Source organism: Marinobacter gudaonensis, from assembly GCF_900115175.1.
Classification (GTDB): domain Bacteria; phylum Pseudomonadota; class Gammaproteobacteria; order Pseudomonadales; family Oleiphilaceae; genus Marinobacter; species Marinobacter gudaonensis.
This window is the reverse complement of record NZ_FOYV01000001.1, coordinates 2,358,174-2,383,603: the sequence shown is the minus strand read 5'-3', so window position 1 is coordinate 2,383,603 and position 25,430 is coordinate 2,358,174. Positions and strand designations below refer to the sequence as shown.

Annotated in this window: 19 protein-coding genes; 6 read left to right on the top strand and 13 right to left on the bottom strand. The window is 62.8% G+C overall.

Annotated features, from left to right (window positions below; genetic code table 11):
* Positions 1 to 60 precede the first annotated feature (60 nt).
* From BM344_RS10735 to BM344_RS10700, 8 genes are all read right to left on the bottom strand, one after another.
* Positions 61 to 2,304 (bottom strand): NADP-dependent isocitrate dehydrogenase, encoded by a 2,244-nt coding sequence (locus tag BM344_RS10735; protein ID WP_091989458.1) that lies wholly within the window; start codon positions 2,302 to 2,304, stop codon positions 61 to 63.
* 321 nt (positions 2,305 to 2,625) lie between these two features.
* Entirely contained in the window at positions 2,626 to 4,614 is a 1,989-nt protein-coding gene (locus BM344_RS10730) for an acetoacetate--CoA ligase (protein ID WP_091989455.1), read from the bottom strand.
* 16 nt (positions 4,615 to 4,630) lie between these two features.
* Positions 4,631 to 5,410: a 3-hydroxybutyrate dehydrogenase gene (locus BM344_RS10725; RefSeq protein ID WP_091989452.1), complete on the bottom strand. Its 780-nt coding sequence runs from the start codon at positions 5,408 to 5,410 to the stop codon at positions 4,631 to 4,633.
* An 11-nt stretch (positions 5,411 to 5,421) separates the two neighbouring features.
* Positions 5,422 to 6,786 carry a TRAP transporter large permease gene (locus BM344_RS10720; protein WP_091989450.1) on the bottom strand — a complete coding sequence of 455 codons (1,365 nt, stop codon included), beginning with the start codon at positions 6,784 to 6,786 and terminating at the stop codon, positions 5,422 to 5,424.
* On the bottom strand, positions 6,786 to 7,424 hold the full coding sequence (locus BM344_RS10715; RefSeq protein ID WP_091989447.1) for a TRAP transporter small permease subunit: 639 nt from the start codon (positions 7,422 to 7,424) through the stop codon (positions 6,786 to 6,788). The genes BM344_RS10720 and BM344_RS10715 overlap by 1 nt, the downstream gene beginning before the upstream one ends.
* A gap of 115 nt (positions 7,425 to 7,539) precedes the next feature.
* Positions 7,540 to 8,592, bottom strand: coding sequence for a TRAP transporter substrate-binding protein (locus tag BM344_RS10710; protein ID WP_091989445.1), 1,053 nt, complete (start codon positions 8,590 to 8,592; stop codon positions 7,540 to 7,542).
* A gap of 324 nt (positions 8,593 to 8,916) precedes the next feature.
* A complete protein-coding gene (locus tag BM344_RS10705) occupies positions 8,917 to 10,329 on the bottom strand; it encodes a sigma-54 interaction domain-containing protein (protein WP_091991011.1) in 1,413 nt (470 codons plus the stop codon).
* 147 nt (positions 10,330 to 10,476) lie between these two features.
* Entirely contained in the window at positions 10,477 to 12,576 is a 2,100-nt protein-coding gene (locus BM344_RS10700; protein ID WP_091989442.1) for a 3-hydroxybutyrate oligomer hydrolase family protein, read from the bottom strand.
* 352 nt (positions 12,577 to 12,928) lie between these two features.
* Here BM344_RS10700 and BM344_RS10695 point away from each other — a divergent pair, with 352 nt between their 5' ends.
* A complete protein-coding gene (locus BM344_RS10695; RefSeq protein ID WP_228143593.1) occupies positions 12,929 to 13,840 on the top strand; it encodes an alpha/beta hydrolase in 912 nt (303 codons plus the stop codon).
* A gap of 10 nt (positions 13,841 to 13,850) precedes the next feature.
* Here BM344_RS10695 and BM344_RS10690 read toward each other — a convergent pair whose 3' ends face one another.
* Entirely contained in the window at positions 13,851 to 14,213 is a 363-nt protein-coding gene (locus BM344_RS10690) for a DUF6164 family protein (RefSeq protein ID WP_091989440.1), read from the bottom strand.
* An 82-nt stretch (positions 14,214 to 14,295) separates the two neighbouring features.
* Here BM344_RS10690 and BM344_RS10685 point away from each other — a divergent pair, with 82 nt between their 5' ends.
* The 4 genes from BM344_RS10685 (at position 14,296) to BM344_RS10670 (ending at position 18,789) form a co-directional block, all read left to right on the top strand.
* Entirely contained in the window at positions 14,296 to 15,702 is a 1,407-nt protein-coding gene (locus BM344_RS10685) for a DUF2868 domain-containing protein (RefSeq protein ID WP_091989439.1), read from the top strand.
* Positions 15,699 to 17,129 carry a GTPase/DUF3482 domain-containing protein gene (locus BM344_RS10680; protein ID WP_091989436.1) on the top strand — a complete coding sequence of 477 codons (1,431 nt, stop codon included), beginning with the start codon at positions 15,699 to 15,701 and terminating at the stop codon, positions 17,127 to 17,129. The genes BM344_RS10685 and BM344_RS10680 overlap by 4 nt, the downstream gene beginning before the upstream one ends.
* 50 nt (positions 17,130 to 17,179) lie before the next feature.
* The gene (locus BM344_RS10675; protein WP_091989434.1) at positions 17,180 to 17,575 is read left to right on the top strand and encodes an ectoine synthase; all 396 of its coding nucleotides are present in this window, start codon (positions 17,180 to 17,182) and stop codon (positions 17,573 to 17,575) included.
* Positions 17,576 to 17,667: 92 nt separating this feature from the next.
* Entirely contained in the window at positions 17,668 to 18,789 is a 1,122-nt protein-coding gene (locus BM344_RS10670; RefSeq protein ID WP_167363231.1) for an MFS transporter, read from the top strand.
* A gap of 172 nt (positions 18,790 to 18,961) precedes the next feature.
* On the opposite strand, the gene BM344_RS10665 is transcribed toward BM344_RS10670, so the two are convergent.
* Both BM344_RS10665 and BM344_RS10660 read right to left on the bottom strand, forming a co-directional pair.
* Positions 18,962 to 20,137 carry a type III PLP-dependent enzyme gene (locus BM344_RS10665; RefSeq protein ID WP_091989428.1) on the bottom strand — a complete coding sequence of 392 codons (1,176 nt, stop codon included), beginning with the start codon at positions 20,135 to 20,137 and terminating at the stop codon, positions 18,962 to 18,964.
* Positions 20,138 to 20,317: 180 nt separating this feature from the next.
* Positions 20,318 to 21,136 carry an ATP-grasp domain-containing protein gene (locus tag BM344_RS10660; RefSeq protein WP_091989425.1) on the bottom strand — a complete coding sequence of 273 codons (819 nt, stop codon included), beginning with the start codon at positions 21,134 to 21,136 and terminating at the stop codon, positions 20,318 to 20,320.
* A 169-nt stretch (positions 21,137 to 21,305) separates the two neighbouring features.
* On the opposite strand from BM344_RS10660, the gene BM344_RS10655 reads away from it, so the two are divergent.
* Positions 21,306 to 22,160 carry a translation initiation factor eIF-2B gene (locus BM344_RS10655; RefSeq protein WP_091989422.1) on the top strand — a complete coding sequence of 285 codons (855 nt, stop codon included), beginning with the start codon at positions 21,306 to 21,308 and terminating at the stop codon, positions 22,158 to 22,160.
* Here the strand turns inward: BM344_RS10655 and hrpB are convergent.
* Positions 22,114 to 24,594 (bottom strand): ATP-dependent helicase HrpB, encoded by a 2,481-nt coding sequence (hrpB, locus tag BM344_RS10650; protein ID WP_091989420.1) that lies wholly within the window; start codon positions 24,592 to 24,594, stop codon positions 22,114 to 22,116. The two genes, BM344_RS10655 and hrpB, sit on opposite strands and share 47 nt — an antisense overlap.
* Before the next feature lie 22 nt (positions 24,595 to 24,616).
* On the bottom strand, positions 24,617 to 25,288 hold the full coding sequence (locus BM344_RS10645; RefSeq protein WP_091989417.1) for an SCO family protein: 672 nt from the start codon (positions 25,286 to 25,288) through the stop codon (positions 24,617 to 24,619).
* Positions 25,289 to 25,430: the final 142 nt, after the last annotated feature.

Below are 25,430 nucleotides of genomic sequence, written 5' to 3'. Positions count from 1 at the left end.
CAAGGCCGCCCGGTTTTCCTGCCCACCGCCGGGACATGACCCGGCGGCGTTGGCGAGAGATTACTTCACGGATGCGCGGGCATCCGAAAGGATCTTGTTGAAAGTCTCGCTCGGCTGCATCACCTTGCAGACTTTCTCCATCGGCGGGTGGTAGTAGCCACCGATATCCGCCGGATGGCCCTGGACCACGGTCATCTCTTCCAGGATCTTGTCCTTGTTGTCTTCCAGCTGCTTGGACAGCTTGGCAAAGAACTCCTTCAGATCCTTGTCGTCGTCCTGTTTGGCCAGCTCTTCCGCCCAGTAACGGGCCAGATGGAAGTGGGAGCCCCGGTTGTCCAGCTCGCCGGTGACCCGGGACGGGGACTGGTTGTTCTCGAGCAGGCGCTCGGTGGCCTTGTCCAGGGTTTGTCCCAGCAGGCGGGCACGCTCGTTGTGCTGCTTCTCGCCCAGCTCGTCCAGGGACACCGCCGTGGCCAGGAACTCACCCAGGGAATCCCAGCGCAGGTGGTTTTCCTGGATCAGCTGCTGCACGTGCTTGGGCGCAGAACCGCCGGCGCCGGTCTCGTAAAGGCCACCACCGTTCAGCAGCGGCACGATGGACAGCATCTTGGCGCTGGTGCCCAGCTCCAGGATCGGGAACAGGTCGGTGAGGTAGTCGCGCAGCACGTTGCCGGTCACGGAGATGGTATCCAGGCCACGAATCAGGCGCTCCATGGTCCAGCGGATAGCGCGGACCGGCGACATGATGCGGATGTCCAGGCCTTCGGTATCGTGATCCTTCAGGTAGGTTTCCACCTTCTTGATCAGCTGGGCATCGTGGGCACGCTCGTCGTCGAGCCAGAATACCGCCGGCATGCCGGTGGCGCGGGCACGGTTGACCGCCAGCTTGACCCAGTCACGGATCGGCAGGTCCTTGGTCTGGCAGGCGCGCCAGATATCGCCTTTCTCGACCTTGTGCTCGGTGAGCACGGTGCCGTCCTCGGCGACGATGCGGACGATGCCGTCTTCCTTGATTTCAAAGGTCTTGTCATGGGAGCCGTACTCTTCGGCTTTCTGCGCCATCAGGCCCACGTTCGGCACGGTACCCATGGTGGTGGGATCGAAAGCACCGTGGGTCTTACAGAAGTTGATCACTTCCTGGTAGATGGTGGCATAGGTGGACTCAGGCATGACCGCCTTGGTGTCCTTCAGCTTGTTGTCCCGGGCCCACATCTTGCCGGAGTTGCGGATCATCGCGGGCATGGAAGCATCAACGATGACGTCGCTCGGCACGTGCAGGTTGGTGATACCCTTCACCGAGTCCACCATGGCGATTTCCGGGCGGTGCTCGTAGCAGGCGTGGAGGGCTTCCTGGATTTCTTCCTGCTTGGATTCCGGCAGTTGCTTGATCTTCTCGACCACGCTGGACAGGCCGTTGTTCGGGTTCACCCCGATTTCGTCGAACAGCTCGCCGTATTTCTCGAACAAATCCTTGTAGAAAACCTTCACCGCGTGACCGAACACGATCGGGTGGGAGATTTTCATCATGGTGGCCTTCACGTGCAGCGAGAACATCACGCCGGTGTTCTCGCAGTCGGCGATGGCGTCCTCGAAGAACTTCACCAGGGCCTTCTTGCTCATGAACATGCCGTCGAGTACTTCGCCTTCCTGCAGCGGCAGGTCGGACTTCAGGACGGTTTGCTCGCCCTTCTTGTTCTCGAACACGATGCGGGCGTTGGTGGCCTTGTCGAGGGTGACGGACTGCTCGCTGGAGTAGAAATCGCCGCCGCGCATGTGGGCGACGTGGGTGCGGGAGGCCGGGCTCCACTCACCCATGGAATGGGGGTATTTGCGCGCAAACGCCTTGACGGCCGCGGGCGCGCGGCGGTCGGAGTTGCCCTCACGCAGCACAGGGTTGACGGCACTGCCCAGTACCTTGGCATAGCGGGACTGGATTTCTTTCTCTTCATCGGTTTTCGGATGCTCGAGGTACTCGGGCACCTTGTAGCCCTGCTTGTTCAGCTCCTTGATGGCGGCACGGAGCTGGGGAATGGACGCAGAGATGTTCGGAAGCTTGATGATGTTGGCATCAGGATCTTTGGTGTACTCGCCCAGTTCGGCCAGGGCATCCGGAACCCGCTGATCTTCTTCAAGGTAATCCGGGAAATTCGCCAGAATACGCGCCGCGAGTGAAATGTCGCTGGTTTCGAATTCAATACCAGCCGGCTTGGCGTAGGTTTCCAGGATGGGAAGAAGCGACCGAGTCGCGAGGGCTGGGGCCTCGTCGGTCAGCGTGTAGACAATCTTGGCTTTGGATGATGTCATTTTCGTCCTCAGGCTAATGGGTGGGTTCAGGACGGTCATGGCGGGGTCTGACGTCTTTTGAACGTCCGACCTGAGCAATGACTGATTGGGAACTTTTGATAGGCCTACTAAGATACCATTTTTTCGTTAATTTTGGTTACGATCTTAGTATAAGAACGGACTAAAAATGCCGGATCTTCGGTTACAGGACGATGAAATGGCGGGAATTTACGAAATTTTCTAACATTATGATTCTGCCGACTTGGGAGTGTCGCAGGCGCCATAGAGTAAGTCGGATTAGCCAACGGCGTAATCCGACAACTACCCTTCGATTCCGGACCTTCAAGCAGGCAACAACCCGGCCTCAGCCAACCGCTCCCGGATATGATCCAGCGCCTCCGGATTGCCCAGGGCATCCCGGTTGTCCGCCTTCTTCGAACCGTTGATTAACCGGGCCACGGCCAATTCCACCTTTTTGCCGCTGCGAGTGTACGGGATGTCGTTCACCTGCACGATGTGCCTGGGCACGTGGCGGGGGCTGGCGCCTTCGCGGATGCGGGTCTTGAGCTGTTTGAGCAGATCGTCGGTGATGGCCTGGCCCTCGGCCGGCACCACCAGCAGCACCACTTCCACGTCGCCGTCGATCTGGCGACCCACCACCAGGCTGTCTTTGACCTCGGCCACGGTTTCCACCTGCCGGTAGATTTCCGCGGTGCCGATGCGCACGCCGCCTGGATTCAGGGTGGCGTCGGAGCGGCCATAGATGATGGCGCCGCCGTGTTCGGTGAATTCGATGAAATCACCGTGGGCCCAGACGCCCGGGAAGGTGTTGAAGTAGGCATCCTTGTAACGCTCGTTGCCCGGGTCCTGCCAGAAGCTGACCGGCATCGACGGCAGCGGCTGGCGGCAAACCAGCTCGCCCCGGCCCTCTTTCACCGGTTGGCCGTCGTCGCCGTAAGCCACGGCATCGACACCCAGGAAACGGCACTGGATCTCGCCGCGGCGCACCGGCAGCAGCGGTGTGGAGCCGACAAAGCAGCCGCAGATGTCGGTGCCGCCGGCAATGGAGCCGAGCAGGGCATTCGGTGCGCCGTCGCTGTAGATCCAGTCGTAGTCTTCCGGCAACAGCGGCGAGCCGGTGGAGAACACCACGCGCAGAGCGCGCTGGTCCAACGTTTTCGCTGGCTGCAGTTCCGCCTTGCGGCAGCCGGCGATGAAGCGGGCGCTGGTGCCGAAATGGGTGACCTTTTCTTCGGCCACGGTGTCCCAGAGAAAACTCAGGCTGGGATAACCCGGGGAGCCGTCTACGGTAATAACGGCGGCACCGGTCAGCAGGGCGGAGGCCTGCCAGTTCCACATCATCCAGCCACAGGTGGTGAAGTACAGGAAGCGGTCTTCGGGGCCGACATCACCATGCAGCATCAGCTCCTTGGCGTGATTGACCAGCAGGCCGGCGGTGCCATGCACAATACACTTGGGTTTGCCGGTGGTGCCGGAGGAGTAGAGGATGTACACCGGGTGGTCCGGATCCATCGGGGTGAATGAGGGGGCCCGGCCCTGGCCGGCTGCCAGGGCGTCGTCCCAGGTGGTGACCAGGTCACCGGGAACCGGTGCGTCATCGGGCAACTGCGCGATACTGACCACGGTCTTCAGGGACGGCAGCCCGGCGATCAGCTCGGCAAAGTCGTTCTGGCGGGCGAAGACCTTGCCGCCATAGCCATAGCCGTTCACCACGATCAGTGCCGAAGGCTCAATCTGGCCAAAGCGGTCGTTGATGGCGCCGATCCCGAAATCCGGCGAGGCGGAACTCCAGATGGCGCCCAGGCTGGTGGCCGCCAGCATGCCGACGAGCGCTTCGTAGCCGTTGGTGACGACGCCCGCCACCCGGTCGCCCTTCTGGATGCCCTTGCTGCGCAGGAAGGCTTCCAGGGCCCCGACATCGGCTTTGAGTTCAGCGTAGGTCCTACGTAGGACCGGCCGGGTTTCGCAGTAGGCCACCACCGCCTCGCGGTTAGCGTGGTCGCCATCGGCCAGCCGCAGCAAATTGGCGGCAAAGTTCAGCTTCATGCCGGGAAACCACTCGGCTCCCGGCATTTCCCGCTTGCCCAGCACTTGCCGGGCAGGGGTGTCACAAACCAGGCCGCAGTAGTCCCAGACCTTCTGCCAGAAGGTGTCGAGGTCGCTGATCGACCACTGATGCAGGACGTGGTAGTCGGCAAACGGGCCGTACCCCTGCTGCTCCAGCCAGGCCTTGAAGCGGCCCATGCGGGATTGCGTCAGGGTGGCCTCGGAAGGCGACCAGACCACCGGTGACTGTTGTTGATTACTCATCCGTCTCTCCTGAAGTTTACTGCATATGCCAGCCGTGACTGACCACGATGGACTGGCCAGTCAGGGCAGCGGACGGAAACGCCGCGAGGTGAACGGCGAGCTCGGCGACGTCTTCCAGGGTCGTGAATTCCCCGTCCACTGTGTTCTTGAGCATGACTTTGCTGATCACTTCCTCTTCGGAAATACCCAGCTCCCTGGCCTGTTCCGGAATCTGCTTGTCCACCAGGGGCGTACGCACAAACCCGGGGCAGATGATGTTGCTGCGTACCCCGTGTTCGGCACCTTCCTTGGCCACCGCCCGGCACAGGCCGAGCATGCCGTGCTTGGCGGCCACGTAGGGTGCCTTCAAGGGCGAGGCCTCCAGCGAATGCACCGAGCCCATGTAAAGCATGGTTCCACCGCCGCTCTGGTACATGTGCCGGAGGGCCGCCCGGGTTACCAGGAAGGCACCGTCCAGGTGCACGCTCATGACCTTGCTCCAGTCGGAGAAAGCCAGCTTGTGCACCGGATCGATGTGCTGGACGCCGGCATTCGCCAGTGCGATGTCCAGACCGCCCCACTGTTTAACCACATAGTTTACGTTTACGTCAACTGCTTCTTCGTTGGTGACATCCATTTCCAATGCCATGGCGGTACCACCGGCCTGCTCGATGGCATCGACCGTGTCCTGGGCCGCCGCCAGGGTCAGATCTGCCACAGCGACCTTGGCACCCTCCCGGCCATAGGCCTCGGCAATGGCCCGGCCAATGCCTCGACCGGCCCCGGTAATAAGGGCAATCTGATTTTCCAGACGCATTACTGTTCTCCTCAGTCGTAAGCCACGCTCGGCAGCCAGGTGGCGATTTCCGGCACCACGAACACAATAGCCAATGCTGCCAGCTGAATTATGATGAACGGCACCACGCCGCGGTAAATGTCGGTTACCCTGATCTCAGGAGGCGCCACTCCCTTGATGTAGAACAGGGCGAAGCCCACCGGCGGTGTCAGGAACGAGGTCTGCAGGCACATGGCGAACAGAATGGTGAACCAGACAAGATCAAACCCGAGACTCTGCACAACCGGGGCAACCAGCGGAAGGATGATCAACGTGATTTCCACCCAGTCCAGGAAGAAGCCGAGCAGGAACACGGCAAACAGGATGGTGAGGACTACGCCATAAGGACCAAACGGCAAGCCCAGCAGAGCTTCCTCAATGACCCGATCACCACCCAGACCCCGCAATACCACCGAGAAGGCCGTCGCGCCCAGGAAAATGGCGAAGATGAAAGCTGCCGTGCGGGTCGTCTGCTGCATGGAAGCATTCAGGACCTTCAGGTTCAGCCGTCGCGCCATCAGTGCCAGCAGCAAAGCCCCCAGGGCGCCGACGCCTGACGCCTCGGTCGGCGTGGCAATGCCGGCGAAAATGGAACCCAGCACCCCAAGGATCAACGCAGCCGTGGGCACCACAGCCTTGGCCACTTCCCAGACAATGGCCCATGTGACTTTCTCCGTACCCTTTGGTACGGGTGCAATGTGGGGCTGCAGCATGGGGCGGATGATGGCGTAGGCCACGTACATGGCGCCCAGCATCAAGCCGGGGAAGAACGCCCCCATGAACAGATCGCCCACCGAGGCTTCGGGAACCGCCAGTCGGTCGGCCATCAGTACCAGCATGATCGAGGGCGGGATCAGGATACCCAGGGTTCCCGTGGCACAGGCCGTGCCCACGGCAAACCCCTTGTTGTACTTGTTTTCCATCATGACCGGCAGGGACAGCATGCCCAGCAGAACCACCGAGGCACCGATGATGCCAGTGGTGGCCGCCAACAAGACGCCGATCACGATGACAGTGACTGCGTAACCGCCTCGAACAGCGCCAAACAGCTTGACCATGCTGTTCATCAGTCGCTCGGCAACGCCGGACTGATCAAGCATGATGCCCATGAAAATAAACATGGGCAGTGCCACCAGGGTTTCGCTGTTCACCACGTTCCATATCCGCTCGGGGACCAGGCCCATGGAGGATGCATAGTCGAACCACAGATTGGCACCGAAATTTTCAACAGCGATGACACCCACAACCGTCCAGATGACTGCAGTACCACCCAACACCCATGCGACCGGATACCCGGTCATCAGCAATGCCCCGAAGGTGAGGAACATGCCGATTACGAAAAGGGTTTCAAGCTCCATCAGGACGCGTCCTCTTTCTTGTTATCACCAGACTTGATCGGAATCGGCCTGGGAAAGCCGAACAGCAAGGCAGTCACTTTCAATAACCGCGACAGGGCGGCGATGATCAGAAGCAGGAAAGACAGGGCCAGAATGCTCTTGAGAATCCAGCGGTGTGGCAGCCCGGCCGGCGCCTGACTGGTTTCACCCTGCTCCCATGAACTGTAGGCGTAGGGGATCATTTCCTGGACCGCCAGCACGAGAAACGGCAACAGCAGCAACAAGATACCGAGAAGCTCCACCCACGCCTGGCCTTTCAGCGACAGCCGCTCGTGGAGCACGTCGACCCGCACGTGATCATCGGTCACCAGTGTGTACCCCAGGCCCAACAGCCAGCCGGCGCCCGCCAGGTGCCACTGCACTTCCTCCAGGGTGACCGACCCCATGCCGAAGGCATAGCGTCCGATGACGGCGTAGATGATCACACCGGTAACCACCAGCCAGAGCCAGGACGCACTCTTGCCGATAGCCGAGATAACGCCGTCCAGGAACTGGCTGAGGCGGGTGGTGGGAAACTCCGTGTGATGATGAATGAATTGACCGGCGTCCGACGCCGACGGGTGCACGTCGGGCGGTGAGCCTTTATCAGATACGGCCATACAACAGTTCCTCGCTCAGAAAGCCTGCCGTGAAACAAGGATGGCCCCGCAGGGCCATCCAGACTCGATAGGAAAACACCGGCGTTGTCCCCGGTGCCTGGGTCAGCCCACTGCCTTAGAGGTCCGCCGGGACATAAGCGCGGGTATCCCACACCTTATAGGTGTCCATGAACTCCTGCTGGCTTTCGTAAACACGCTTGAAGTCGGCATCCTTGGCAGCTTCTTCTTCAAGCACTTCCTGGGTAACCTGCTTCAGCTTTAGCAGAACGTCGCGCGGGATCTGGTCTGCCTGAACGCCTTTGTCCTGGAACTCGGCCAGAACCTTGCCGTTCTTGTACTCACCCTCGGCGAGGCCACGGGTTGTGGCAGCCGTACAGGACGCTTCAACCAGCGCCTTCTGCGCCGCTGTCGCCTTGTTCCACTCCTCCTTGTTGATCAGCATGTACTGCGCGGTGAACTGCTGGTGCCAGCCCGGGAACAGGTTGTACTTGACCACCTGATTGAAGCCCAGGATCTGGTCGATGGCGGGCATGGAGAATTCGGTGGCATCGATGGTGCCTTTTTCCAGGGCCTGGTAGAGCTCACCGCCGGGCATCATGGTGACGGAAGCGCCCAGTTTTTCCAGAACCTTGCCGCCCAGGCCGGCGAAGCGGATCTTCAGGCCCTTGTAGTCTTCCAGGGTTTCGATGGGCTCGGCATACCAGCCCGCTGTTTCCGGCCCGATAATGCCGCACAGCTGAGCGTGAACGTTGAAGCCCTTGTTCGCGTAGGTCTCCTGAAGCATTTCATGGCCGCCACCGAAGTAATACCAGCCGATGTAGGCGGGGGGCTTCATGCCGAAGGGCACGGCGGCAAACAGGGGAATCGCAGGTACCTTGCCCTGGTCGTAGCCGATCCAGGTGTAGCCGGCCGCCACCTTGCCGTCGGAGACGGACTGGAGAATATCGAAGGGCGGAACCAGCTTGCCCGGCTCGTAAACCCGGACCTGGATGCTGCCGTCGGAGGCGGTGGTGAGGTTGTCGGCAACCCAGGCGGCGGGGGAGCCGAGGCCCGGAAGGTTGGTCGCGAAGGCAACCGGCATCTTCCAGCGCAGATCTTCTGCAAACGCGGAACCCGTAGTGAGCGCAATCGCACCGGCCACTCCGGTGAGAGCCTTGAGAAGTTTCATTGGCAAGTCTCCTAGCATTGTTATTGTAGCTGGCCCGGTGATCTCAGCCCGGGACCTAATTCGAGTATAGCCAGAGAATGCAGGAACAGACGGACAAGGTTAGCTTGGGTCCAACGGTTTGGCGTCAGTCTTGTTCTCTGCCTTCTTCTGACGTCCTGCATCCCGGAGAGAGCAGAGTCTGTGCCAGATTAGTTTTTTTATTTAAAAACAATGAGTTGAATTTAGGAAGGATAGTTGAAGCGAACGAAGAATGTCCGGATTTCCAGACATACATAGACATCAGTCGTAGGCAGTTGTACGGATTACAGGACAAGCGTCCGGATTTCAGGACAACCTGGAAAGCTTTTCGTAGAGAACGGAGCGCGAGATGCCCAGCAGCTTTGCGGCGCGGGTGCGGTTACCACGGCTGGCCACCAGCGCCTCTTCAATGGCGTGAGCCTCTGCCTCGGCGAGGGTCTGTGCCAGCGGCCGGACCGGCTGCGGAGCCAGGGAGGACACAGGCCTGCTGCCACCGCGCGGCAGGACCTTGAATATGGCGTCGGCATCCAGCAGACCGCCTTCCTCACCCATGGTCAGGGCACGCTCCAGCACATTCCGCAGTTCCCGGATATTGCCCGGCCAGTCGTAGCTGCCCAGGGCCGAGACTCCGGCGTCGGTCATCTCCACCCGCAGCCCCTGGTCTTCGCAGATGTCCTCCAGCAGGGCTTCGCAAAGCACCCCGAGATCCGCCAGGCGATCCCGCAGCGGCGGGATCGGGATCTCCAGAACGTTCAGGCGATAGTACAGGTCTGAACGGAACTGCCCCTCGGCAATCATCACCTCCAGATTACGGCTGGTCGCGGCAATCACCCGAACGTCCACCGACACCACCTTGTTGGAGCCCAGCGGTTCGATCTCACCTTCCTGCAGGGCACGCAGCAGCTTGGCCTGCAGCGGCAGCGGCATATCGCCGACTTCGTCCAGGAACAGGGTGCCACCGTTGGCGAGCTGGAACTTTCCGTCCCGCGTGCGCCGGTCGGCGCCGGTGTAGGCGCCCGGGGCCACCCCGAAAAACTCCGCCTCCAGCAGGTTGTCGGGTATGGCCGCCACGTTGACGCCCACGAACGGCTTCTCCGCACGGCCCGACACCGCATGAATCGCCTGGGCCAGAACTTCCTTGCCGGTGCCGGTTTCGCCCAGCAGGAGTACCGGCATGTCACGACCGGCGGCCAGACGCGCGCGCCGCTTAACTTCCAGCGCCGCCGGGCTGGCGCCGACGAAGTCGCCCAGGCTGTAGCGTGTGCCCCGCGCCTTCTTCGCCAGCGCCTTGCGCGCGGCTGCCAGATCCTGATGCAAACGGCGATACTTCGACACCAGCGGAGTCAGTGGTTCCAGGTCGTCGTACAGCACGAAGGCCACCGCACCGACAATCCGACCCTGGTCGTCGTAATAGGGCAAGCGGGTCACCACCAGTTGCTGCTGGTTGTGTTCCATGATATCGAGGAGCAGCGGCTTGCCGGTTTCCACCACCTCCGGCATGCGGGTTTGCGGAATCACCTGGCGAACCGGCTGGCCGATGACGGCGGACGGGTCCCCAAGGCCCAGCAAATGCGAGTAGCTGCTATTGATCCAGGTAATGCGGGCGCTGCGGTCTACCGCTATGGCACCGGCACTGGCCTCCTCGAACATCGGGAACAGGGCCTCGATCAGGTCCCGGGTCAGGCCACTCTTGTTGTTATCGGAAAACAGCTCTGTCATGTACCGCGTACCAACGGGTCGAATCTCGTTCATGGTAGAAACCCTGGCACCCGGCGGGCCGGGTGCAATCACGGAAGTATATGAGGGCCCCGAAGCCGGGGCAAACAAACTCCGCCCGGCATGTGGCCGGGCGGCTCAGCAGTCGGACTACTCGGGTATCCGCAGCTGGTCATCCACGAAGACAATCCGGTCGCCATCAGCCGGCTCGGGCGCGATGGCCGGCAGGTTGGCCTCGGTCAGCGGCGTAGCGATCGTGCCCCTGGGCACCGTGCGTACGACCTGGCTGGGCGGCAACGGCTGCTTGTCGGTGAGCCTTGCCCAGACCAGATCCAGGGCCTGGAAATAGTAGTGGTGCAAAGGCACGTAGCGGTCAGCAATGCCGGGGAAGCCGTTCAACACATCGAGGTGATGGGCATTGAGGATCTCGTAGTAACGCAGATTGCTCTTCTTGCCTTCCATGCGCTGGTTCAGCCCGACATAAGGCCGGGACGTGTGGTTGATGGGCAGGATGGCATCGGCCCGACCGGTCACAAACACGGTCGGCTTGCCCTGCAGATCCCCTGTGGCCCGGACCTGCGAGATACCGCCGGCGATGGCGGTCGCCAGTTCGTCCTGCGCGCCATCCAGGGGCGCACCGGTTTCCGCGTTGCGGCCCAGTGCCAGGCTGCGCAGACACAGCAACGCATCCAGGCCGTAATCCGGCTGGTTGCTGCTCGGGGAGGCGCTGGCTGCCAGGTTGGTGGGCTGGCCATCGGCGTTGTCGTAGACAATGCTCACGCCCCCGGTGGGCGGTATGCCATTGCTGGTGGCAAAGAGCGCGGCCTCGGCGGCCGGCGCCAGCTGGGTTATCGCGCCGGCGGCACCGGTGGCCCCGAGGCTCAGCGCACACACCCGGTCCTCAACCCCGGCCCGGCCATAAGCATTGGCGTAGGTCATGGAGATGCTCTGGGCCACCGCCAGGCCGAAATGCACCGGCGCCAGCAGGTTCTGCTCCGGCTGGATGCCAATCTCCTCGTTCAGGATGCGCAGGGCGTCTGTGGCCCGGTCTTCCAGGGTAGCCCCGCCGATCAGTCCCTTATTGGCCAGGGAATTACAGATGTTTTCACCGACCGCCGGCGAGTTGAACACAGCGTTCAGGGGCGCCGTATCGCGAACCGCCGGCGCCAGGTTGGCGCAGCCCTGATAGACCGCCAGTGCCGTGGTGTAATCCAGCAGGCTCCGGCTGTGTTCGGTGATCACCGGCCCACTGCCCTGGCGAATGGTGAAGCTGCGATCCACCTCCGGGTTGACGTTCGGCTCCGACACCGCCACCCCGTCGATCAGGCCTTCGGTGTCCAGCTCGGCAGCCCGAACCGAGGAGCCGCCCCCGTTGGAAACACTGGAGGCGATGACCACCGTGTTTTTGGGGTGGATGGTCCGTAGCGTGGCGCCATTACCCAGCTCTTTGCCGAATTTTTCGTTAAGCACGTAGAAACCAAACTCGATGGACTGCAGCACGTGTCGGCCCCAGTCGGCTTCCGGGTTGACTTTCGAGTGGGCGTGCTTCCAGGCAAAGCGATCGGGCCAGGCCGCATTGAAAGAAGCCCGCTCCTCCTCGCTCAGATCGGCCCGGAACTGCACGGGTTCTGCCGCATCGGTCAGGGTGCCATCGATGCGCTGAGCCGTGTTGGTTGCCAGGTTATGGGCGCCGGTACCGGTGCCCTTGTCGGTGTAGACCACGGCACAGCCTTTCTTCAGGCCCCATTCACCGGCCGTGCCGATGGCCCCGTAGATGCCACGGGAGCCGGACGAGGGTGCCGTGACCATGCACGGTTGTTCAGGATCGAAGCTATCGGGCACCTGGGCCATGACCGTCACCGGCACCTCGGTGCCCGGAACCGACATGAAGGCGATGTACTCATCGCCGGGAATCAGGCCTTCGCCGCCAACACCTACCTGCGGCCCGAAGAAGGTGCCAAAGCCACCGCCCGGGACCGTATCCACCAGCGCTCGGTAGTTGTTGTAGATGGCCAGGCGACGCAGCTCGGCGGGTTCCGGGTTGAGCGGGTTCACGAACGCGGGTGCGGGGGTACTGGCAAGACCGCTGGCACCAAGCCCGGCGGTCAGCAGGTCATCGGTCACACCATCGTAGCGGGTGTGCTGGACATCGCCCCGAACGAACTCGGGGAGGTCGTTGAACGGTTGTTTGCAGGCACTGAGGGTCAAACCGGCAGCGCCAACAAAGGCGCAGAGCAGTATTCGTTTCATGATCGTTCCTTGTTTGTTGTTGTAAACGAACGGGCCAGACCTCAAACAGGCCCGGCCCTATGCCATGCGCATCCTGTGCCAATGCTCCACATCACTGTTTTAGCGCGATTTTCTGAAATTTTCTGCGGCGCAATGGCCGAACAATCCGGAATTCCGGACACCCACAGCCTCACTCGGCTGCCCGCAGCGCCTGCTGGCAGAGCCCAATGACCTGCCATCCGGAATCTCGGACACTGTCAGGAAATCCGGACAACTGTCGCCCGAACCCTTGGTAGCAGGGCATCCGGGCGCGCCGAATGTCCGTAGAAGTAAGGAACAAAACGGGGACATCCAGAACGAGGAGGTTGATGCGGTGATCCGCTTTCCGCCGGCCGCGGGTAAGGCCGTGACTTTGGGGCTGCTGGTGATAGTGCTGGCCACCACCGGCTGCGCCACTCACCACAACGGGCCTTCTGCGACGGCAGCGCCCGCCGAGCGTCCGTTCCGGGTGGAACAGGGCCTGAGGTATACGCCGCCGGACTGGCCGGAAGCCCTTTACGCCGATCTTTATCTGCCCGAGGGCGTTGCCGACGATAGCGCCCGGCCGGTGGTGTTGATGGTGCATGGCGGCGGCTGGCGGCGCCGGTCCCGGGAAGATATGACGTGGATCGCCGAGGATGTGGCCAGCCATGGCTTCGCAGTGCTGAACATCGACTACCGCTTCGCGCCGACCCACACCTTTCCGGCCCAGCTCCACGACCTGCAGATTGCCCGGCAGTGGCTGAATCGCAACGCCGACCAGTATCAGCTGGACCACGCACAGGTCAGCGGTTTTGGATTCTCGTCCGGCGCCCATCTGGTCGCCCTGTTGGGTGTGGTTGCCAGTTCTGACAGCGAGCTCAACCAGCCCTACGGTGGTCCCGGGACCAGGCTGGATGCGGTTGTTGCCGGGGGACTACCCTCCGACCTCCCGGCCTTTGGCTCGGGCAAGCTGATCCGGCAGTTCCTGGGGGGAGAACAGCGGGACATGCCGGAAACCTATCGCAAGGCCTCGCCCATCGCCCACGTTACCGACCAGTCACCGCCCTTCTTCCTGTTCCACGGCGCCATGGACGCACTGGTGCCGTTCAGCCAGGCACAGCGTTTCCGTGCGGAGCTCCAGCGCCACGGGGTGTACAGCGAGCTGTACGAGATGCACCTGCGCGGCCACATCACCAGCTTCCTCACTGCCGGCAATGCCGTGGACGAAGCCATCGGGTTCCTCACCCGCCAACAACAGCGCTAACGGCACGTGGTTAACCGATCCGCACAAACGGCAGCAGACTCAACCCCATGATCACCAGGATACCGATGCAGGCGGCGAGCGTGCGCACCGGACGCCGGCGCAGCATCGACCAGACACCAACGGACTCGCCTCCGGCCAGCCGCTGTTCGTAGGCCTGGCGCTGACGCTCGAACCGCTGACGCTGATAGTCATCCAGCAGGGCCCGGGCCCGGGCAGCCTCGGCGTCATCGTGTACCCAGAAGCCACCCATGCTGATCCCCCAGCGGCTTGGTGGCGTTTCGTAATAGGCCACGTCATGGGCGTCGAACAGGGCCCGGATTTCATCGGCCTCATCGTCGGGTACGTGACGCAGGTTCATCAGGTGGTGGGGCATGGGCGCTCTTGGTCTGGTATCGGATGCCACTATATCCTAGCATCGAAGACGAATTGACCGAATTCGACACCCGGACCATTGAATGACCGAACGCCCCCTCCGGCTGCTGCTGGACTTTGACCATCAGGCCCAGCGGGACCGATCTCAGCCGCCGGCCTTCCTGCATCGCCGGGACCGGAAATTCGCGCTGCTGTGCCGCGAACAGGGGGTGGTTCCCGATGCCGCCCGCTGGCTGTCGCATCTGCAGCGGCTGAGCGGGCCGGAAGCAGCGCCAACTCCCGCCGAACAAACCCTGTCTTCCTGGCGCCGGATCACCGGCGGTTTCGCCGCGGCCGGCGCCATTACCGGTATCCTCACCATGTCCGGGTTGCTGTTCTACGAGGGCGGCCAACGCATCAATATCACCGTGCTGCTGGCCTTTGTCCTGCTGCATCTGGCACTGGCACTGGCGACCACGGTGCAGGCCATGGCCGGCTGGCAGCCCTGGCGCCGCCTGCTTCGGCGTGTTGGAAAGACCGCCGGCGAGGGCGCCTTCCGGCAGCTGCAACCGCTACTGATGGCCCGGGCTGCACACCTGGGCGGCCTCTGTTTCGCCCTGACCGGGCTGGCGACCCTGCTTACCCTCGTGGTCATACAGGACCTGGCCTTTGGCTGGAGCACCACCCTGGATACCGCCGCCACCGGCTATCACCGGCTGATCCGGGCCATTGCAGCCCCGTGGGCCTGGCTGTGGCCAGCGGCGGTGCCAGACCTGGCCCTGGTGGAAGCCACCCGGTTCTTCCGCGCCGGCGAGGGCAATGGCATCCAGCCGGGGCTCTGGGGGCAGTGGTGGCCATTTGTCACCATGCTCTGGAGCGCCTGGGTGGTGTTGCCCCGGTTACTGCTCTGGCTGCTGATGAGTCGTCAGCTCCAGCGCCGGGCCCGGGACTTGCTGACCAGCCACCCGGCGATGCACGCGCTGCGTTACCGCATGGAAACCGCCACCCTTGAAACCGGCAATGCCCACAACGATGCCCACGACCTGCCGGATACCCGCACCCGCAGTAACCTGTTGCCGCTGCCAGACAGTGATGTCCTGCTGTGCTGGGCCGGTGCCGGCGAGCCGGAACTGCCCGACGCCCTCCGTGCCGGCAAGGGCCTCGTGGTGCGGGCCGGCGGTCGGTCAAGCCTGGCCGGGGACGAAGAAGCCCTGCGTGCCATCGAAGCCCAACTGAACGGCCGTGCCGATGCGATCATTCTGCTGGTTCGAAGCTGGGAACCACCCACCGGCGAACTGGAGGACCTTCTGGAAAGCGCCCGGCGGATCTGGCCAGACGGCACCTCGGTTGCCCTGGTACCTCTGGCCGCAGACGCTCACCGTGAGCCGGCCCCCCATCAGATTCAGCCGTGGTTGCGGTTTGCCGAAAAGATCGGTGGCGACTTCCTGCGGGTTTCCCTGCCCCCTATGTCCGAACCGTCACCCTATGCCGGCAAGGATCGGGCGCTATGAGTAAGACACCGGTTTTCGCCGTGGTGGGGCACCCCAACAAGGGCAAATCCAGCGTGGTAGCCACCCTGTCTCAGAACGACGCCATCGCCATCGCCCTGGAGCCAGGCACCACCCGCAGGCGCCAGGCCTACCCCCTGAAAGTCGACGGCCAGATTCTGTACACACTGGTGGACACGCCCGGCTTCCAGCGTCCGCGCCGGGTACTGGAGTGGCTTGAGGCCCACAGCGTCTCCGCATCCGACCATGCCGATACCGTCCGGGCGTTCGTTACTCAACATAAGGGCGACGGCCGATTCACCGACGAATGCGAGCTGCTGACGCCGCTGATCGAGGGCGCGGGCATCATTTACGTGGTGGACGGCTCGGTTCCCTACAGTCCCGAACACGAGGCGGAAATGACCATCCTGCGCTGGACCGGTCGGCCGAGCCTGGCGCTGATCAACAGCATCGGCACCGACGATTTCAGCGACAGCTGGCAGGCGGCGCTGGGACAGTTCTTTCAGGTTGTGCGCCGGTTCGACGCCGTTCGCGCCCCGTTCGAGCAACATCTCGGTCTTTTGAGGGCGTTCGGCCAACTGGAGCCGGACTGGGAAATGCGCCTGGAGCAGGCCACGCACCATCTTTCCGAACAGCGCAAGCAACGACGCCAGCAGGCTGCCCGCCTGATTTCCGGAGCCCTGGAAGACATGATGTCGCTCCAGGAAAAGCGCACCCTGACCGCCGGCCAGGTCGCCGGAATCAGCGATGATGCCCTCGCCGATCAGCTGCGCGACCGGTGGTATCGACACCAGCGCAAACGGGAACAGACGCTCCGGCTGGACATCGAGCACTTGTATCAGCACCAGCAAATCCGCCGGCAGGAAGCCGAGCTGGAGTGGCACAGCGAGCATGATCTGTTTTCCGAGGACAGCCGCAAAACCTGGGCCGTCAGCCGCCGCTACCTGGCCACGGCGGGGTTCGGCGCAGGCGCGGTTGGCGGCGCGGGCATCGATGCCATCACCTTCGGCTCCTCCCTGGGTACCGGCGCCCTGATTGGCGGGTTGATCGGCGCCGCCGGCAGCTACTTCTACGGCGACCGGCTGGCGCTGCCGGCTCTCAACATCGGGGTACTCCGGGACGGCTTGAAAACCGCCACCTTCGGACCTGTACAGGACACCCAGTTCGGCTATGTTGTATTAGGGCGCGCCGTGGATCACTGGTGGCACATCAGCCAGCGCAACCACGCCGGGCGCGACCTTCTGGAGCTGGAGCCGGCCGACCATCACTGGCTGGAGCGCCTCGACCGGACCAGTCGACAGGAGATTCAGAAAGCCCTCGAGAAGGGCCGGAAACAACGACCATTGGATGACCGCCAGCGTGAAAAGCTGGTGGCCGCCCTGGAACAGGCCATGGCCGCCTACGACGATTGGCGGTTGAACCGCACCTGAAAGGGATGTTTATACTAAAAGGCTGTTCCATCACAAAATGGGGAATGCGAATGAAAATCGTACGAGTGCAAGACATCATCGGTACCGAACGCGAAGTGCACGGCCCGGGCTGGACCAGCCGCCGCATGCTCCTGAAGAAGGACGGCATGGGCTTTTCCTTCCATGAGACCATCATTCCTGCCGGTGCCGAACTCAACCTCTGGTACAAGCACCACCTCGAGGCCGTGTACTGCGTGGCCGGCAATGGCAAGATCCTCGACAAGGCCACTGGCGAGACTCACGAGATCACCGACGGCACCCTGTATGCACTCGACAAGCATGACCAGCATACGTTGTATGGTGGCACCGAAGACATGCGCCTGATCTGCGCCTTCAATCCGCCGGTGACCGGCCGTGAAGTGCACGACGAGGACGGCGCCTACCTGCCCGACACCAGCGGGGACTGATTGTTCTGAGCGTCGCTGATCCATCAGCCGCACCTGTACCGCCACCGCCAGCCCGCCTGCTGCCGGTGGCGGTACTGCTTTGGCTGGCCGGTATGTATCTGCGCATCCCGGTTCTGGTGGCCCCACCCCTGGCCCCCTTCATCGGTGAGGAACTGGCGCTCAGCCAGGCCCTGACTGGCGCCCTGACAACGCTTCCGATCCTGATGCTGGCGATAGGATCCATGCCCGGCTCCCTCGCCATTGCCCGCATCGGTCCTCGAAACACCCTGGCCCTGGCCATGGTGGTCATGGTGATCGGCTCCGCCGGCCGGGGCCTGGTCCCGGACACGCTCACCCTCATGCTGGCCAGCTCCGTGATGGGCCTGGGTGTGGCGATGATGCAACCGGCACTGCCGGCCCTGCTACCCCGGTGGCTCGAACCCCATCACCTGGCCCTTGGCACGGCCATCTACATGAACGGCATGCTCATGGGGGAATTCATCGGCGCCGGTATAACCCTGCCAGTGCTCATGCCGCTGCTGGACAACAGCTGGCGCGCCACGCTTCTGGCCTGGTCGCTGCCGGCCCTGCTGGTGGCCGCCGCCCTCTACCTGCCCAGGCGCGACCTTGAAAAGCCGGCAGGCCCCGGCGCCTGGCTGCCGGACTGGCGCAACCCCCTGACCCTCAGGATTGGCCTGCTCCTTGGCTTGTCGGGTTCCATGTTCTTCGGCCTCAACGCCTACATGGGCAACCTGCTGGAACAGCAGGGCCAATTCGACAAACTCGCCGATGCCCTGTTCTGGTACAACATCGCCCAGGTGTTTGCCTCGCTGATCATGCTCAAAATGGCCCGCAGCTGGGTGGGACGCCGCTCGGTCATCATCGTGACCGCCAGCCTCAGCATCGCTGGCACCCTGGGCGCGATCACCCTGACCGGCTGGTGGTCGATCGCCAGCGCCACATTGATGAGCCTCACCGCCGGGGTCCTGCTCATTCTGCTGGTGGCGCTGCCACCCCTGGTGGCAAGAAAGGGAGAGACCGGCCGCCTGTCTGCCGGCACCTTCCTGGTGGGTTACACCCTGGCCTTCTCGGTGCCCATGCTCGGCGGCCTCATTGCCGACGCAACCGGCGACGCCAGACACGCCATCCTCACGATTATTGCCTACAGCGCCCTGGTCCTTCCCCTGGCCTTCACCCTCGACCTGAAACGAAAAAAGGACCAGCTCGAAAGCTGATCCTTTTTATAGATGCAAAACACTCTTCCCCGAAGACTCCACGAACCAGGCCCGAACGGCCGTGGGGCGGGGTGCCTTTTCCGCCGGGAAAAAGATGTCTGAGCGAAGCGAGTTGTTTTTCCCAGAGGAAAAGGCACCCCGCCTCGCGGCCAGACTCCGAGCTAACCCAAGGTCAGATATAGTAATCCTTCAACGGAGGAAACCCGTTAAACTCGATGGCACTGTAAGTCGTGGTATAAGCCCCGGTAGACAGCCAGTACATCCGGTCCCCGATGGCCAGGTTCAGCGGCAGCGGGTACTTGTGATGCTCGTACATGATGTCGGCACTGTCACAGGTCGGCCCGGCAATCACGCAGTCCTCGCCTTCGCCCACCTTCTCGGTCCAGATCGGGAACTTGATGGCTTCATCCAGGGTCTCGATCAGGCCGGAAAACTTGCCCACATCGGTGAACACCCAGCGGTGCAGCGCGGTGCGGGATTTCCGGGAAATCAGCACCACCTCGCTCACCAGAACGCCGGCGTTGGAAATCAGCGACCGGCCCGGCTCAATGATGATCTCCGGCAGATCGGCGCCAAAATCCTCGTGCAGGAAGCGGGCAATCTCCTCGGCGTATACCTTGAGCTCATTGGTGCGGGTAATGTAGTTGGCCGGGAAGCCACCACCCATGTTGATCATCTTCAGCTCGATACCGTCTTCTTCCTTCAGACGCTCGAAAATGACCTTCACCTTGTTCAGAGCCGCATCCCAGGCACCGATTTCGCGCTGCTGGGAGCCCACGTGGAAAGACACGCCGTAGGGCTCCAGGCCCAGATCACGGGCCAGGATCAGCAGGTCCATGGCCATGTCGGTCTGGCAGCCGAACTTCCGGGAAAGCGGCCAGTCGGCGGTCAGGGTGCCTTCCGTTAGGATGCGCACGTACACCTTTGAACCCGGAGCCGCCTTGGCAATGTTGCGCAGGTCCGCTTCCGAATCGGTGGCGAACAGACGCACACCCTTCTCGTAGAAAGTGCGAATGTCCCGCGCCTTCTTGATGGTGTTGCCGTAGCTGATCCGATCACCGGTCACACCCAGGGACATCACCTTGTCCAGCTCGTATACCGAGGCAATATCGAAGCAGGCGCCCTTGTCACGCAACATGGTCAGGATCTGCGGCGCCGGGTTGGCTTTTACCGCATAGTAAACCTTGGCGTAGGGAAAACCCTCCACCAGTTCCTCGTACTGACGGTCAATGGTGCCGGTATCGATGACAACGAACGGGGTTTCCTTGCCGTCGGCAAAGTCCTTGATGCGCTTGAACGTCTCGGCATCGTAGTAGTCGGCAATGTTGGCGTTGGCGGCTTCGGTCATGGGTGGTGTGGCCCTCCACAGGGTATACGGACAAAAAAAGAGGTGCCCCAGCAGCGCTGCGGCACCCGTGAGTTGGCGCGATCATCGGGCATTTATCGGGGACCGCCTATGAGCATATCTACCCATAAGGTCCCGCCCGAAGATTGGCCGGCAGCTATGGAAAAACTAGACGATAATTGGTCAGACTGCCACCGGCCAGAGCGGGGTTGGCTCCACTGGCCCGTCCGGGTCCTCGGGCGCGGTTTTCGCCCGAAGATAACCAAGGATGGCGTCCTGGAGGTCAGACCCCTGACCCAGCCCCTGGTTACCAAACAGACGGTTGAATTCCAGCACGTAGGGATAGCCCTCCACCAGGGCAATATCGAAACCGGCGTGGTCGACGTCCAGCTCCCGGGCAAGGCGCAGTGCCAGTTCCGTCATCACAGCAGGCACTGGACTGGTGTCGATGCGACCGCCACGGGCCACATTGTTGTAGAAGCCCTGATCGGCCTGCATGCGCCAGTAGGCCGTCACCACGCGGTCACCCACCACGACAATGCGCGCGTCGCGATCCAGCGGCAGGTATTCCTGGGCGTAGAGTACGTCGGTACGCTCGCAGTATCGGCGCCAGTCCTCGCGGGTTTCAATCAGCCACACGCCTTCGCCCATGCTGGCCCGTGGCAGTTTGGCCACAAACGGATGCGGCAGGGTGTCCCAGATCATCTCCCGCTCCACCGGGCCGTTGGCTTCGATCAGCGTCCAGGGGGTGTGCTCCGGCGCCACCGTCTGGAATGCCCGGGTCATCTCGACCTTGTCATGGCCAATGCGATAACTGGCGACGCTCGGGAACACCCGGCATTTCAGCCCGTGCACCAGGGCGTTGAGCTGCCAGTACTCAGGGAAAAGCACCCAGTCGGCCTCCCGCAGGAGTTCCTTGTGGCGCAGAAACTGGTCCGGCTTGAGCACCGTGGTGTTGGGAAAGCCCAGGGTCCGGAAGATATCGAAGGAAACAAGGTGCATGGGTAGCGCGCACTCGGGAGTGAAATTGCGCGTATTTTATACAGGACCGGGATACTGGCAAGCGCTATTTGTACCCTGCGGGCATAAGCACAAACCCGGGGTGTCATGCTTGAATCCGGGCTACGCTTGAATCAGGCACCAAACCAAAACCCGGGAGAGTAATGGCGATATGCAGCAACTCGATACGCGGGCACAGTCCATCGTCGCGGAACTGCGGGAAGACCTTCAATCAGGCGCCACCGAACTGGCGCGAAAAACGCTCGATCAGGTGTTGGCCTATCTGGACCGTGAGCAGCCGGATACTGGAACCCTTCGGACACTCCTGTCGGAGCTGCAACGAGCCCGCCCCAGCATGATCGTGATTGGCAATGCCCTGGCCAGGATCAAACAACGAGGATCAGCAGAGCCAGACGCCGTGCGTGAGGCCATAATCGACATCCGGGCCCAGCTGAGAGATGCCACCGGGGCCATGGCCCGCCACGCCCTACAAGAGCTGCCGGACACGCCGGTGATCATGACCCACAGCGCCAGTTCCGCGGTTCTGGCCCTGTTCCGGAGCCTGGCCAAAGACAAGAAGCCGTTCAGCGTGATCTGTACCCAGAGCAGTCCCGGTTTCGAGGGCCATACCCTGGCCAGCGCCCTGAACGGGTTGTCAGTGCCGGTCACCCTGATTACCGATGCCCAGATGGCCCTGTTTGTTGGGCAGGCGGATGTGGTGGTCACCGGATGCGACACCTGGTTTGCCGACGGCTGGCTCATCAATAAAAGTGGCACCCACCTGCTGGCCCTGGCAGCCCGGGCCTCGGGCACGCCCTTCTGGGTGCTGGCCGACAGTTTCCGGAACAGCGACGCCGATCCGGCAAGTGTGATTCTCGAGGAGATGCCAGGGGATGAACTCCGGGCGCCTTCAGGGCGCTGGATAACAACCCGCAACGTCTATTTCGAGCTAATACCACGAGGCCTTGTGAGCCGCCGAATCAGCGAGCAGGGCGTTTCTTCGTGCCCTGTTGGGCCTCGGCCGTGAACGGATCCTCGGGCCAGGGGTGCTTCGGGTATCGGCCGCGCATGTCCTTGCGTACCTCGGGATAGACGTTGCGCCAGAAACTGGCCAGATCGGCGGTGACCGCCAGCGGGCGCTGGGCCGGCGACAGCAGGTGCAGCACCACCGGAACCCGGCCAGCGGCCACGGTGGGGGTCTCTGTCCAGCCAAACAGGGCCTGGAGCTTGGCCGCCAATACCGGGCCGTTTTCAGCAGTGTAGTCCAGGCGCACCCGCTGGCCGGTGGGAATGGTAAGGTGGGTGGGCGCCAGGGACGGCAGCCGTTGCTGATCGGGGTACTCGAGCAGGCTGTTCAGGGCGGTCATCAGGTCCAGGCCAGCCAGATCGGACCAGCGGTTCATACCGGAGAGAAAAGGCCCCAGCCACTGTTCCAGAGTTGCCAGCAGCGTATCGTCGCTGGTATCGGGCCAGCCTTCCTCCGGGAAGATAGCAGCAAGCAACCGAACACGGGCCCGCCACTGGCGGCTCTCCTCGTTCCAGGGCAGACTAGCCAGGCCCTTTTTCCGCACGGCCGCCATCAATCCACGTTGCACCAGCTCCGGGGCGACATTGGTCAGCCGCTTTTCGGCCAGGACAAGTTCGCCGAGTTTCCGCACCCGTCGGGCAATCACCGTGCCCTTGTCGTCGTCCCAGATCGCCTCCTCGGTTTCCCGGATGTGGCCGGCAAGATCCTGCTCCAGCACCGGCATCTCCACCGGCGCCGCCAGATAGATGGTGGCCTCCCTGGCCCGGCCATCCAGCTCGGGCGCTACCAGCCAGTCGTGCCGGGCCAGTGGGTCATCGGCGCGCAAGGCAGCACCTCTGCCGTTACTGAGCTGGTATCTCGGCGCGTTGCCGGGACGACGCCGGGCAACCCGGTCGGGGTAGGCCAGGGCCAGCAGCCGGCCAACCTCCATTTCCGGGGGCGCCAGGTCGCCCGCCGATGGCGACTCACCAAGCCTTGCTGCAGCCTTGCGAACCGCCTTGATGCGCGCCGCATCCACCGTGCCGTCCCGTCGCTCCCCGTAGAACACCCGGATCCGCTCGTGCATATCTGCCCCGGCACCCGGGCCCAGCAGATCACGATCTTCCAGAAGCGCGGCCAGGGCGGCCGCCGGGCCGCCCAGCCCGAGCGCGCGTCCGGTCAGTACCATGTGCGCCAGGCGGGGGTGGCTGCCAAGGTTCCTGGCGGCTTTGCCGTGGGCGGTAATTGCGCCGTCCGCATCCAGCATGTCAAGCCATTGCAGTAACGCCACCGCCTGGCGCCAGTGGGCCAGTGGTGGCGGGTCAATCCAGGCCAGGTCGGCGGGATCCCGGGCGCCCCACTGGGCCAGCTCCAGCACCAGTGGCGCCAGATCCGCCTCCAGGATTTCCGGGGGCGTGTAGTCGGCCAGCCCGTACTGTTCCGATTCGCTCCACAGGCGGTAGCACACGCCAGGCTCGACCCGACCGGCCCGACCCTTGCGCTGTTCGGCCGAGGCTTTCGACAGCCGACCGGTCACCAACCGGGTCATGCCGCTGTTGGGGTCGAACACCGCCCGCCGCTGCTGGCCAGCGTCAATCACCACCCGGATCCCCTCAATGGTGAGACTGGTTTCGGCAATGGCGGTGGCCAGGACCACCTTGCGCCGGCCCTCCGGTGCCGGGGTTATGGCCTGGTCCTGTTGTTCTGTTCTCAGGTTGCCGTAGAGCGGCGCGACCAGCACCCGGTCGCCCAGCGCGCCTCGCAACTGCTGTTCGACCCGGCGGATTTCACCGGCACCGGGCAGGAACACCAGCAGGGAACCTTCCTGGTCACGCAGCGCCTCCTGAATCACCGATACCACCTGATCCTCCAGCCTGGCGTTGCGCGGCAGCGGCCGATAACAGACCTCTACCGGGAACGCCCGACCCTCGCTGGTAATTACCGGAACATCCCCCAGCACCCGGGCGATGGGCCCGGCGTCCAGCGTCGCGGACATCACCAGCAAACGGAGATCCTCTCGCAGCGCCTGCTGGGATTCCCGCACCAGGGCGAGACCCAGATCGGCCTGGAGAGAGCGTTCGTGAAACTCGTCAAAGATAACTGCGGCGTAGTCTTCCAGCATCGGATCGGTCTGGATCAGCCGGGTCAGGATGCCCTCGGTTACCACCTCGATGCGGGTGGTAGCGGACACCCGGGTGTCCAGGCGGGTGCGGTAACCCACAGTTTGGCCGGGTTGTTCACCAAGCTGGGCGGCCATGTACCGGGCCGCAGAGCGTGCCGCCAGCCGGCGGGGTTCCAGCATCAGGATTTTTCCACTTCCGCGCCAGGGCGCGTCGAGCAGGGCGAGGGGCACACGGGTGGTTTTGCCGGCGCCAGGTGGCGCCTGCAGAAGGGCGGTCTGAGTCTGTTCCAGAACGGCTTTCAGTTCCGGGAGAATGGCATCAATGGGAAGCATCAGATTCCGGGTTGCGACAGCGTCAGGAGCTCACCCGGTCACGATTGGCCTTCGCCCACTGGTAGATCCGCTTGAAGGCCTCGGCCAGGTTGTGCGGATTATGAGGCGGCTGCATCACCGCGGCAAGCTCGCCATCCGGGTTCAGCAGCGCAAAATGGCCACTGTGGTCTACCATCAGTTCCCCGTTCACTTCCCGATGAACGAACACGGCACTCAGGCTCTTGGCGAGGGCCCGGAGGGTATCCAGGTCGCCGGTCAGTCCATGGAAATGCTCGCCGAAGAAACCGGTGTAGGCGTCAAGCTTTTCCGGGGTATCGTGCTCCGGGTCGGCACTGACCAGGAGGTACTCCGGCTGGGGCAATTCGCTGGACAGCAACTGGTCGGTCTGGCGCAGGTTGGCCATGGCCGCCGGGCAGATATCCGGGCAGTTGGTATAACCCACGAAGGCAAAGGTCCAGCGGCCCTTCAGACTCTCCCTTGTGACGGTCTCGCCGGCTTCGTTGGTCAGGGTGAATTCGGTGAGTGGCCTGGGGTCGTCATACACATAGGTATTGAAATCCCGCAGGTCCGGTGCCGGAATCGGCTCCTGGTTGCCCACCAGAAAAACCTGCCGGCCGACCACCAGCCCGAAGATCAGAACAACAACTAATAAAAGGCAGAACAGCGTAAGGCGAATAGAGCTGGAGGTTTTCATGTAAGGTCCGATTCATCCCTGGGGACGCGGCCGGGGAGGGCAATCCGAAACACGCTGTGAATACATCCATGTACGCTCGGCTCCGCCATCCATGGCTCCGCACGGTTTCGGATTGCCCTCCCCGGCCGCTCAGCCAGAGTCG